Origin of the sequence: Bifidobacterium simiarum (genome assembly GCF_002802905.1) — a bacterium.
Taxonomy (GTDB): Bacteria; Actinomycetota; Actinomycetes; order Actinomycetales; family Bifidobacteriaceae; genus Galliscardovia; species Galliscardovia simiarum.
In genome coordinates this window covers 70982-82727 of the sequence record NZ_PEBK01000004.1, presented here as the reverse complement: position 1 = coordinate 82727, position 11746 = coordinate 70982, and the positions used below count along the sequence as shown (strand labels likewise).

Annotated in this window: 9 protein-coding genes; 1 reads left to right on the top strand and 8 read right to left on the bottom strand. The window is 62.8% G+C overall.

All coding sequences use genetic code 11. The annotated features are described in order from the left end of the window. Nucleotides 1-122: 122 nt before the first annotated feature. Nucleotides 123-980, bottom strand: a complete 858-nt coding sequence (locus tag CSQ87_RS04925) for an AraC family transcriptional regulator (protein WP_100512775.1) — start codon at nt 978-980, stop codon at nt 123-125. Nucleotides 981-1109: 129 nt separating this feature from the next. Here CSQ87_RS04925 and CSQ87_RS04920 point away from each other — a divergent pair, with 129 nt between their 5' ends. After that, a complete protein-coding gene (locus CSQ87_RS04920) occupies nt 1110-2177 on the top strand; it encodes an aldose epimerase family protein (RefSeq protein ID WP_100512774.1) in 1068 nt (355 codons plus the stop codon). 153 nt (nt 2178-2330) lie between these two features. Here CSQ87_RS04920 and CSQ87_RS04915 read toward each other — a convergent pair whose 3' ends face one another. The 7 genes from CSQ87_RS04915 to CSQ87_RS04885 form a co-directional block, all read right to left on the bottom strand. Then, on the bottom strand, nt 2331-3014 hold the full coding sequence (locus CSQ87_RS04915) for an HAD family hydrolase (RefSeq protein WP_100512773.1): 684 nt from the start codon (nt 3012-3014) through the stop codon (nt 2331-2333). Nucleotides 3015-3138: 124 nt separating this feature from the next. Beyond that, on the bottom strand, nt 3139-5160 hold the full coding sequence (locus CSQ87_RS04910) for an ABC1 kinase family protein (protein ID WP_100512772.1): 2022 nt from the start codon (nt 5158-5160) through the stop codon (nt 3139-3141). Between the two features lie 231 nt (nt 5161-5391). Then, nucleotides 5392-5883 (bottom strand): phasin family protein, encoded by a 492-nt coding sequence (locus CSQ87_RS04905; protein ID WP_207761100.1) that lies wholly within the window; start codon nt 5881-5883, stop codon nt 5392-5394. A gap of 297 nt (nt 5884-6180) precedes the next feature. After that, nucleotides 6181-6987, bottom strand: coding sequence for a type 1 glutamine amidotransferase (locus tag CSQ87_RS04900; protein ID WP_100512770.1), 807 nt, complete (start codon nt 6985-6987; stop codon nt 6181-6183). 99 nt (nt 6988-7086) lie between these two features. Beyond that, nucleotides 7087-8595: a Mur ligase family protein gene (locus CSQ87_RS04895; protein WP_100512769.1), complete on the bottom strand. Its 1509-nt coding sequence runs from the start codon at nt 8593-8595 to the stop codon at nt 7087-7089. A gap of 1 nt (nt 8596) precedes the next feature. After that, the gene (gene dnaB / locus CSQ87_RS04890) at nt 8597-9988 is read right to left on the bottom strand and encodes a replicative DNA helicase (RefSeq protein ID WP_100512768.1); all 1392 of its coding nucleotides are present in this window, start codon (nt 9986-9988) and stop codon (nt 8597-8599) included. Between the two features lie 326 nt (nt 9989-10314). Further along, nucleotides 10315-11628 carry an FtsZ/tubulin family protein gene (locus tag CSQ87_RS04885; RefSeq protein WP_133122348.1) on the bottom strand — a complete coding sequence of 438 codons (1314 nt, stop codon included), beginning with the start codon at nt 11626-11628 and terminating at the stop codon, nt 10315-10317. Nucleotides 11629-11746 lie beyond the last annotated feature (118 nt).

Genomic DNA, 11746 nt, shown 5'->3' with positions numbered 1-11746 from the left:
CTTGACTGCGCTGTCACCATCAACGATATGTCCGAAACAAGGGGTCTGATGTATAAAAAGTGCTTTGCGATATTTAAAAAACATCCAAGGAATCGAACACCAGTAATGTTCGGATCAGGATGTCATTGCCTCACCGACCGCCGATATTCCAATGGCGTCATACCCTCCGCGTTGCGAAACGCCAGGCAGAACGCACTCGGCGAGGAGAACCCGCACTTCGCACAGATCCGCTTCAGCGAATCGTCGGTCCTAGCGAGCAGTCGCTTCGCCGCGTCCATGCGTGCCTTGACGAGGAACGCGTGCGGCGTCAATCCCGTCGCCCGCCGAAACTCCTTGATGAAATACCCTCGGCTCATGCACGCCATATTCGCCAGCTCATCGTTCGTCAGCGGCTGGGCGAGATTCGCCACGATGAAATCCTGCACGTCCTCCATGGCGTACTGATGCTCCGGGGTCTCCTCGGCCACCGCATCGCCCGAGCCGGCGCATTCGGTGAGAATGTCTGTCAGATAGCGCGACATCAACGGTTCCGACATCCGCACACCGCCTCGGAACCCCTCGCCGATGCGACGCAGACGATTCACCGCAAACTGCGAATTGGCGGTGGAGAACACGTTGCCCGCACGTTCGCTGATGAAGTCGTAGTACATGCGTGCGGAAATGCCGTTGAAATGGATCCACAGCACCTCGCTGTCCGCCAACGCCTCGTATGACTGCGGCTCATAGCAGTCGATGAGCACGAAGTCACCGGCGTGCGCGACGATGCGGTCCTTGCCCGGAATGTCGATGCCGAACCGGCCCGACCGGATGAAGAAGAGCAGAAAGTTGTCGAGCGGACCACGGTTGAGCTTGTATCCGGCCACATACCGGTACGATCCCAGCCATTCCGGGTAGAGGAACACCTTCGCGCCCGAATTGGTCGGCCGGTACCGATAATGCTCGGATTGTTCGTTGACCACGTTTCGTTCCGCCGGCTTCATGACGCACTCTCCTTCGAGTCCCGCTCCCGCATCGGCACCCGGCAACGACACCGGTCATTGCGCACTTTTCGATAACGTCGGAGCACTTTCCATATATTATGCCGCATACGGCTGGCTTAGCCTGAGCGCATGGCACACCATCAGCAAGCACCCGAGCCAACGATCGACGACGATATCCGCGCGGTGACCATCACCGGACCGGACGGCATGACCGCCCGACTGACGAATCATGGCGCCCGACTCATGTCACTGACCGTCCCCGACCGCAGCGGACGCATGACGGACGTGGTGCTCGGTAAGGACGATCCGCACGACTATGTTGCGGACGACACGCTAATGGGCGCGATCGTGGGGCGTCACGCCAATCGCATCCGGGGAGCACGGTTCACGCTTGCGGGGCACGAATACCGGCTGACGGCGAATGAGGGGCCGAACAGCAATCACAGTCAGCCGAATGGATACGAACACCGAAACTGGACGATTCCCGAAACCGGCGGATCATCCGCGACGTTCGCATTGGACAGCCCGAATATGGATCAGGGTTTTCCCGGACGGTTCCGTATACAGGTGCGTTATGCGCTGATCGGCGGCGGATTGCGGCTGACCGTACGCGGCGTCTGCGACGAGACGACCGTGGCCAATCTGACCACGCACACGTATTGGAATCTCAACGGCGAAGGCGCCGGCGACATACTCGGGCATCGATTGCGCATACCGTCAACACGGTATTATCCGACCGACAGTCAGTTCATCCCCTTGGCGGATCCGGCGATTAGCGTCGCCGGCACACCGATGGATTTTCGCGATTCAGCCGTCATCGGAGAACGATTACGCGACGGTCAGCGCCATAACGACAGGCAGATCGCCATCGCCCGAGGATACAATCACGCCTTCCCCATCGACGGATCCGGTCTGCGGATTCTGGCCGAGACGATCGGCGAACGCAGCGGCATCCGTATGACGATGTATGCGAACGCCCCGGCCGTGCTGCTGTATACGGCCGGATTCCTGAATGATGTTCCCGGTAAGCGTGGTCATCGATACGGCCCTTCCGCAGGACTCTGTCTGGAACCGGGATTCGTACCGAACGCGGTCAACCGTACGGACTGCGACCGCGACTGCGACCGCGACCATGCCAAGCCGGTGCTGCCCGCCGGCACCGAATACCGCCTCGACGTGCTGTATCGGTTCGATTAGGAAATCAAAATCGCACGGAACTGCCTCACGCGGGCCGGGTTGCCTCACGCGGGCCGCCCGGCCCATGTGAGGCATACCTCAGAAACGTTGCAATTTCAACGTTTCTGAAATTGTTTCGTTTAGGAAACCCGGCCTGCGTGAGGTCAATCGCCGTTACTTCTCGAGACGCTGCCTGACGAAGTCGCCGAGCAGCTTCGGGGTCACGCCGTCCCAGGTCTCGACGCAGGCGAACTGCGGACCGTTCTTTGACGGCGGATTGTCGGAATGGATGTAACCGGTCAGTGCGATCGTGGTGGCGCCGGCGCGAACCGCGGATTCCAGCCCCACGGCGGAATCCTCAAGGGCAACGCATTCGCGAATCCGGTCGCCTTCGATACCGAGCTTGGCCGCAGCCGCCAGATACGGCGCGGGATCCGGCTTCTTCTCTTTCACGTCTTCGGCGCACACGTAGGTGTCGAATACGCCCGCCGGAGCCTGTGCGATCGCCGACTCGGCCATGGCGCGCGGCGACGCCGTGACGAGCACGTTCGGCACGCCGGCCTCGTGCAGGGCCGACACCACGTCGAGCACGCCGGGAATCCACGGCATATGCTCCATCTCGCGCTTGGCCACGAAATCGATAATGCCTTCGGTCAGCTCCTCCACGCCAAGCTTGGTCCCGCGGTCGATCATCATCTGCGCCACCTGAGGCACGGGCGTACCGGTGATCTTCCAGCCCATCTCCTCACTCCAGTCGCCGCCATACTGCTCGGCGAACCACAGTTCGGCCTCATGCCAGATCGGTTCGGAATTGATGAGCGTGCCGTCCATATCCCAAAACGCCGCACGCGGCAGCATTTCCCCACCGTTCGCAGCCTTGAGATCCTGATTGTGTTCCTGCGTCGTCTCTTGCGTCATGGTTCAAGCCTATCGGGGGCCGGCGAAGACCCTGCCGGCGTTGCCGCGAAGACCGACGCGGCCGCTACTTGCGTTTGCGGCCCTTGCGGATGATGTCGATCACGATCCACACGCCAAGCGCGAACGCGGTGACGAATCCCATGAAGCCGATCACCGGGACGCCGAAGATCACCGGCTTCATGCCGGCGTAGTAGATGATCGACGATCCGACGAACAGGCCGGCGATGATCAGGGCCATGGTCAGGCGGTCGACCATGTAGCCGAGCTGACGGATCGGCTCGTCGGCGCCCAGCATCTCCATATTGACCTTGAGCTGGCCGCGGGTGAGCATGCGGGCGGCGGTGCGGGCCTCGGCGAGGGCGCCCAGTGTGCCGTGCAGCGCCTTGTTGCCTTCGATGCCGAGCGTCTTGGCCTCCGACTTCACCGTGGATCGCACGCCGCGGGAGGCGACGATGTGGTTGGTGATGATCTGGATCATGTCGGTGTCGGGCAGGAACTTGTCGATCACGCCTTCGAGGGTCACCAGACCGCGGCCTACGGTGGTGACGATGCCGGGCAGTTCCACGTTGTGCTTCTGGGCGAGCTGGATCAGCGCGTTGAGGAATTCGCCCATGTTGAGGTCGGAGAGATTGATCGTGCCGAAGTCCTGCACGATCGCGTCGAGGTCGGCGAGCAGGCCGGGATGGTCGACCGCGCTGACGTCCACCGGGCCGGCGAAGCGCAGGAACGCCTCGGCCAGCGCCGGGGAGTCCTGACGGCCGACGGCGAAGATGATGTCCTGCAGGATCGCGCGGGTGCGTGCCGAAAGCCGGCCGGTCATGCCGAGGTCGAGCATGACGATCTTGCCGTCGTGCACCATGATGTTGCCGGGGTGCGGGTCGGCGTGGAAGAAGCCCTCGTCGAGGATCTGACAAGCGTAGTTGTCGACCAGCTTGGTACCGATCTCCTCCAGATCGTAGCCGGCCGAGACCAGACGGTCGGGGTGGGAGATCGAGATGCCGTCCACGTAGTCCATCACCACCACATGCTGCGTGCACAGGCGGATGTAGGGCTTGGGGCAGTCCATGTACTTGTAGTGCTGAGCGAAGGCGCGGAAGTCCTGCAGGTTGCGGGCCTCGACCATGAAGTCGGTTTCGGACTGGAAGGTCTCCCACAGCTCTTCGATCACGCCGTTGAGGTCCACGATCTGCGCGGTTTTGACGAATTTGGTGGCGTACCGGCACACCGAGCGCATGATGTCGATGTCCTGAGCCATGACCTCGCGCACGCCGGGGCGCTGCACCTTCACGGCCACGTCCTCGCCGGTGATGAGCCGGGCGCGGTGCACCTGGGCGAGCGACGCGGAGCCAAGGGGGGTGCGGTCGATCGAGGCGAAGATCTCGTCCACCGGGCGTCCGTACTCGTGGGCCAGGGTGTCAAGCACGGCCTCGTACGGCAGCGGATCGGCGTCGGCGCGGAGTTTGGCGAGTTCGTCGCAGAACTCCTGCGGCAGGATCTCCGATCTGAGACTGAGGTTCTGTCCGACCTTCACGAAGGTGGGGCCCAGCGCCTCGAACATCAGACGCATCTTGACGGGGGTAAGTCCCTTGAAGATGTCGAACTGTCGGGCGATGCCGAAGATCTCGCGCAGACGATGGAACCGGCCCTTGCGGGTCAAATGGTATTTCTGCGCGAACGTGGGTTCGTTACTGCCGAACAGACCGATGGTGCGCTCCACGGTGTCGCCGGAGACCGCTCCCGAGGCCACGGCCGCGGAGGCGGCGAAATCCGAGGCGGAGGTGGCGGTGCCGTGCAGGTGGGAGGGCTTGGCGCCGGGCTCGTGCCGCCGGCCGGCGTCCTCGGCCACGATCCGGTCGAGCATCTGCTCGTCGGTCAGGCCGGCCGCCTGCTCCTCGGTCAGTTCGTCGGCCTGTTCCCCGGCCAGGTCGTCCGGATTCTCCTGAGCGGACGGGGCGGTCTCGGCGGCAGCGGCCCTACGGGTACCGGATTCCCGCGTACCGGTCTGTCGCTGGTCAGTCTGCCGCGGGTCGGTCGCCCGGGCATCGGCCTTTCGGGGATCGGCCTGCCGGGTCTCAGTCTCCCGCATCTTCGCCGCGGACGTCGGCTCCGTCGACAACGACTGGGACTCTTGCGGCGCGGCGGGCCTGTTCCCCGCCGTACGCCGCCGTCTCTTCGATCCCCTGCGTTTATCGGCCCTGTTCGACACTGTCGCTCACTCGCACTCGGTTACGTCGCTCGTATTCGGTCATGTATCCTGTTCCGCCGTTTCGTTCGGTTCCGTTATTCTGTTCCGCCGTTTCGTTCGGCAGCGGAAACGCTACTCGGCGTCCTTGGTCTCGGCGCTTTCGGCTCCGGTCGGGGCGTCGGCGGCACCTGCGGCAGGGGCGTCCTCCGCCACCTCGGCGTCCACGGTCTCCTTGTCGGAGTTGGCCGCATCCGCGCCGGCGTTCGCCTCGTTGACGAACTCCTGCACCTTGGCGGCGTAGGCGGCACGCTCCTCGCTGCTCATGCCGGCCAGACGGGCCTTCAGCGCGGCGTCCTGCACACCGGTGAACGCCTCGCGTGCCTTGTCGGCCGCGTCGGAGGCCACGCCGGACACCGTGGAGAACGCGTCCTTGGCGGCGCCCTGGGCCTTGCGGCTCAGCTCGGAGTTGAGCACCTTGCCCTGCTCCACGCTGATCTCACCCTTCTTGACCAGCTCGTCGACGATCTGCTGCCCCTTCTCGGCACCGGTAGCCACGGCCCCCACGCCGGCCAGGAAGATCGTGCGCAGTCCGTCTCCCAGATTGTTGAAGTTGAACTCAGCCATGATGACACTCCTTCTTTCCCCGGCGACTTCGATTGGCACCGGGATCCGTTCCGGAACACCGTTCCGCCATCGATTCCCACTGTACCGCACTGTGAGCATCGGACCGAGGAGGGAACGATCCCCACGGACATCAATGAACACCACGCCCCGAGCTGTTCAACCGCGTGCGGTACCGCAACGCATGTCAACCTCACATGGACCGCCCGGTCCACGTGAGGAATTTCGCGAACCCTTGAAATTGCAACGTTTCGCGCAGTCTCCTCACGCGGGACGCCCGGCCCACGTGAGGTGGCACCATCACCGCGGGCGGGCGGCGGCCACTTTCCGCGCCTCGTCGGCGAACCGCTCCAGACGATCGAGCTCCGCCTGCGCCGCCTCGTCCACCCACGGCTCGAACGATCCGTATCGCCGCTCGCACGCCGTGCGGATCAGGAAATCCGCGATCTTCGGGTTCTTCGGCAGCAGCGAACCATGCATGTACGTGCCGATCACGTTGTTCACGCGGGCGCCTTCGGTATGGTCCTCGCCGTTGTTGCCGGTGCCGTCGTGATCCACCCGGCCGAGCGGCGAGACCCCCTCGCGCAGGAAGGTCTGCCCGGAATGGTTCTCGTAGCCGATCACGTCGCCGAACTCGTCGGAGTGTTCCACGAGGTTGCCGATCATGCGCACGTCCTGCCCGACCGTGTACGCGCCGATCACGCCGATGCCGTCGAGCCGCGTGCCGTCCACGGTCTCGAAGTATTCGCCGAACAGCTGGTACATGCCGCAGATCATCAGCATCGGCACGCCGTCGGCGGCCAGCGAACGGATCAGATCGGCCCGCATGAAGAAGTCGTCGATGATCTTCTTCTGACCGGTGTCCTGACCGCCGCCGCCGAGGATCAGATCGACGTGCTCGGGCCATTCGTCGCCCTGGTTGTAGTAGTGCATCACCGGCTCGTAGCCGTACAGGGCGAGCCGGCGTCGCACGGTGAGCACGTTGCCGGAGTCGCCGTAGATGTTCATGTCCTTCGGATACAGGCTCATCACGTCGATCGGCCGGGATTCGCCGGCCGTACCTGCCGTACCGACCGTCTCGGCCGCGGTATTCGTTGCGTTCGTCATCGTAAAGCTCCTTAAATCTCCCTGCTGTCCATTCCCACGGTTCCCGCCGTTATTCGCGATTCCCGCTATTCCCTGCCGGCGCCTATTCCCTGCCGGCGCCTATTCCCTGCCGACGCCGGCGTCCGACACCTTGGCGATGCGGCCGAGGTGCGCGCGGACCTTCAGCATGGACGTGTACGTGCAGTAGATGCGCTTCGGCCGGCCCGGATCGGCCGTGAGGAAGCCGTCGACCGCGGCGTCGATGTCGGGGTTCACGTCGCCGACCGGCACCTCGTCGTATCCGAGGCGCAGGGCCATGTCCCACGCGCGCACGCCGGAGACCATGCCGACGCCGGTGCCGCGCAGTCCGGTGAAGTCCACGTCCCACAGCCAGCTCATGTCGCGGCCGTCGGCGTATTCGTCGTTGATCACGATCATGGTGTCGTGGCCGGCCGGGTCGAACGAGGTCAGCGACAGGCGGAAGCCCATCGGATTCTTGACGAGCAGCAGTTCGACGTTCGTCCCGTTCACGTCGATGGACTCGCCGCGGCCGAACGCGGGCGTGACCTCGGCCACCGCGGCGATGAGATCGTCGTCGCTGGGCTTGAACAGACGGGCGGAGACCCGGCCCCTGACGTGGTCGGACGACAGATCGGCCACCACCGCGCGCACGACGGCGAGCGCGGCCGCCGCGTTGAACAGATTGTAGACGCCTTCGAGACGCACATCGGTGGAGTAGGTACGGCCGTCCATCAGGAAATCGGCGTGGTGATCGCCGACCTTGGTGAGCGCGACGTCGGCGGGCAGCGTGTCGCCGATGGCGGGCGCGGTGCCGGTCTGCGCGGCCGAGTCAGCCTGACCGTCGGATGCGGAGTCGGACGCGGCGCCAGTCTCGGCGTCGGTGTCAGCCGCGGTGTCGGGCATGTCCTTGGCGTGCATGTCGTCGTCGGAGGGGAAGAAGCCGCGCAGATCGTCGGACAGGCCGAAGTACCGCACCGCAGTACCGGCCGGGACCACGTCGGCGAGGCGGGCGATGCGCGGATCCTCACGGTTGAGGACCACGGTGCCGGTCGTCGTTTCGGCCACATGGCTGAGCAGTCGGGCGGTATTGTCGATTTCGCCGAATCGGTCGAGCTGATCGCGCATCACGTTGAGCAGCAGCGCGTACCGGGGTTTGACCTGCCGGACGAAATGGACGGCATACGCCTCGTCGAGCTCGAGCACGGCGATGTCGGCGTCGAGCCGGCCGGACATCGAGACCTCGGTGAGCAGCGCGGAGACCACGCCGCGGGTGAAATTCGATCCGGTGGGGTTGGTGAACACCTTGAGACCGAGATGCCTGAGCATGGAGGCGACCATGCGGGTGGTGGTGGTCTTGCCGTTGGTGCCGGAGACCAGGACGACGCCGAGAGGCAGCTGGGCGAGCGTGCGGGCGAGGAAGGTGGGGTCGATCTGCTCCACGATCTTGCCGGGGAACGCGCTGCCGCCGTGCTTGAGGAGTCGGGAGGCGCCTCGCACGGCCTTGCCGATCGCCGGGGTGGCGAAGGCGTTCCACGGCTTGCGGACGGAAGTGCCGGACGTGCCCGGTGCGGATTTGGATTCGGGTTTGCGGACGGATTCGGATGTCATCTCATACCCCCTGCTGGAAGTCCTGCGGCATGTCCTTGAACTTCGAGTTCGCGCCAAGGAACGCCAGATTGAAGGTTTCGGTCGGGCCGTTACGGTGCTTGGCCATGATGATGTCCGCCTCGCCGGGACGATCCTCCTTGTCGTAGAAGTCGGGTCGGTGCACGAGGAACACCACGTCGGCGTCCTGCTCGATCGATCCGGATTCACGCAGATCGGACAGCTGCGGCTTCTTGTCGTTGCGCATTTCGGGGCCACGGTTCAGCTGCGACAGCGCCACCACCGGCACCTCGAGCTCCTTGGCGAGCAGCTTCAGCGCGCGGGAGAACTCGGAGACCTCCTGCTGGCGGGATTCGACGGCCTTGCCGGAGCTCATGAGCTGCAGGTAGTCGATCACCACGAGTTTGAGATCGTTGGTCTGCTTGAGTCGGCGGCATTTCGCGCGGATCTCCATCAGGCTCATGTTCGGCGAATCGTCGATGAACAGCGGGGCGTTCTCCAGCTTGCCCCAGAAGTTGTTGAGCGTGGCCCAGCGTTCCGGCGTGATCTCGTCGGCGCGGCGCAGGGCACCCAGCGGAATGTTGGTTTCGGCGGCGATGATGCGCTGTGCGAGCTCGTTCTTGCTCATCTCCAGCGAGAACACCACGGTGGTCATGTTCGCGTGCAGGGCCGCATGCCGGGCGAAGTCGATGCCCAGCGTGGACTTGCCCATGGCCGGTCGGCCGGCGACCACGATCATCTGGCCGGGCTGAAGGCCCTGGGTCACGTCGTCGATGTCGCGGAATCCGGTGGGCACGCCCTTCTGGATCAGACCGTTCTGCAGCTGGTCGAGCTGGTTCAGGGTCTCCTCGACCACGGGCCCGATCGCCTCGTAGTCCTGACGCACCCTGCCCACGCTCATCTCGTAGACCTCGGCCTGCGCGAGATTCACGATGTCCTCGGCCTGCGAGCCTTCGGCGGAGTAACCCATCTGCGCGATCTTGGTTCCGGCGGCGATCACGTTGCGCAGGATCGCGCGCTGATGCACGATGTCGGCGTAGTAGGTGGCGTTCGCCGCGGTGGGCACGGAGGCGACGAGGCTGTGCAGATAGTCGGCGCCGCCCACCTTCTCGAGATTGCCGTCCTTGAGCAGCTCGTTGGCGACGATCACCGCGTCCACCGGCTGCGAGGCGCTGAACAGCGTGATGATGGCGTCGTAGATGGTCTGATGCTTCGGCTGGTAGAAGTCGGAGACGTCGATCATCTGCGAGACCTCGCCGATGGCGTCCTTGCTCATGAGCATGCCGCCGAGCACGGCCATTTCGGCGTCGTCGTCATGTGGCGGCACGCGGTCGAAAATAGGGTCGCGGCCCACGTTGGGGCTACCGGTTTCCCCGGCGAAAGACTGATCAGGCATACCCACGATTGTAGTGGGGCGGTGCGTCGAGCCCGTGAAGACGCGGGACGATGCCGCGAAGGCACTCAGTGGTGCCGAATCATGCAAAAATTGGACCTATCTTCGTTCTGGGGGCACTTTTAGCCCTCCTGCAAACACCTAACTGCGTTCTCAGGGTCTTTTCGCGGCGAAAACTCGAGTAGGAGCCTTGAAATTCCAACATCCATACTCGGGATATCAGTGCCGAAAGACCCTCGGAATGAAGTTAGGTGTCTGCACCACCGCCGAATCTGCCCTAGGAATGCAGATAGGCCCGCTTATAGGTCCACTTACGTTCGATAGGCGTCCTATTCGGACTTACCGGAAGCGAGCAGAACAACGCGAACGGCACCCGCAGGCATGTCACCATCCACGGCCAGACCCCAGGCTAACTTCGTTTGCTTCCAGATTTTGACGACAGCTCGCATCGACCGAGAAACAGCCTCCGTATCCGGATCAGGCGCAGCCGTAATAGAAGCAAGCACATTCTGCACATTCATTCCGGCCTCATCAAAAACCTCCTTGCACGCGGCTCGCATGGCCTCTCCTGCCGCATCCTTGCCGCGAGCCTCGCCCACACCAGCCCACAAACAATCACCTTGAGACAGCATGTCATGGACTTCCTTCACATCGAGACCTACTTTTGATACCACATCCGTCAAATCAAAAGCGACTCCTAGCCCAAGATTCATTCGCTGCGCGGCCGATAGTTCATCGACTGACATAATGTCACTGGCCGAATCATCATCATTGATCCGATCATCTGGCACGCCTTCTGCCGTCTGCCCGACCGGTACCTCGCGGGTCTTCCTATGCTCCTCCACAATTCGACGGGCACGATCCAAATATTCCTTGTCATCCGCAGGTGAAAATGATACGAAGCGGTTGCCGATCACGGCGGTGTGAGCGTCACCATTGGTTTTCATTGCTCGGTAGGCGTCCGCATAGTCGCGAATGTGAGGCCACTTGGTCCGCACGTTCGGCTGAGAGGTACCACCGGCCCTCGCGATGTTCGTCAGCGTATGCCCAACGCCAAGGGCAATGCCAGCCTGCTCCTCCAGCATGTCCCGCACCACACCCGTCATCTTGCTGCACAGCCATACACGGGCAAGGTGCTCGTCCAACAGGAAGCCTCGGCTTCTAGCAAACTTGACCAATATATACGACCAATAATCGAGTTTCGCATTCAGCAATGACTCAGCCTGCATGCGAATCATCATCGACATGGTTTCCGCGGCAAGGGAACGTTCCTCCGCAAAGGTGACGTCACCACGCAGCCAATCAATCGTATCCGCATACTGCGCATTCTTTGCTGCATCGGGGGCGGGCCTTGCGTCGCTCTCTTTCAGATCCGCCATCACCGCAGCTACCTGAGCAGTGTCATCATCTTCCAGAAATGCCTTGGAAAACAGGTCATGGAGCTCGTCAGCACATGAATCATCCGACGTGGCATCGGAAGACTCATCAACGGGCGAATCCTCATTCCCGTCCTTCGGGCGGCCCTGAAAGCTCTTGGCCGCGACTTTCAGCATAGCCGCAAGAGTATCAGCATGATCATCAACCCCTTGGTCAGCGTCGGAAAAGGCATTGTCAAACAGGGAATTCATATCGATTGTCGTCATGCTTCGAACTGTAAAAGCGCCCGACACGACACACAACCTATGAACCTCACATGCTCCCGACAGAGCTGTCATATGAAATCATATGTTCATTAATCAGCATGCCCCCGAGATCAGCGAT

Bases quoted from the DNA above. Each gene is read 5' to 3' on its own strand.
- CSQ87_RS04925 (WP_100512775.1), bottom strand. From the start codon at position 980: ATGAAGCCGGCGGAACGAAACGTGGTCAACGAACAATCCGAGCATTAT.
- CSQ87_RS04920 (WP_100512774.1), top strand. From the start codon at position 1,110: ATGGCACACCATCAGCAAGCACCCGAGCCAACGATCGACGACGATATC.
- CSQ87_RS04915 (WP_100512773.1), bottom strand. From the start codon at position 3,014: ATGCTGCCGCGTGCGGCGTTTTGGGATATGGACGGCACGCTCATCAAT.
- CSQ87_RS04910 (WP_100512772.1), bottom strand. From the start codon at position 5,160: ATGCGGGAGACTGAGACCCGGCAGGCCGATCCCCGAAAGGCCGATGCC.
- CSQ87_RS04905 (WP_207761100.1), bottom strand. From the start codon at position 5,883: ATGGCTGAGTTCAACTTCAACAATCTGGGAGACGGACTGCGCACGATC.
- CSQ87_RS04900 (WP_100512770.1), bottom strand. From the start codon at position 6,987: ATGACGAACGCAACGAATACCGCGGCCGAGACGGTCGGTACGGCAGGT.
- CSQ87_RS04895 (WP_100512769.1), bottom strand. From the start codon at position 8,595: ATGACATCCGAATCCGTCCGCAAACCCGAATCCAAATCCGCACCGGGC.
- dnaB (WP_100512768.1), bottom strand. From the start codon at position 9,988: ATGCCTGATCAGTCTTTCGCCGGGGAAACCGGTAGCCCCAACGTGGGC.
- CSQ87_RS04885 (WP_133122348.1), bottom strand. From the start codon at position 11,628: ATGACGACAATCGATATGAATTCCCTGTTTGACAATGCCTTTTCCGAC.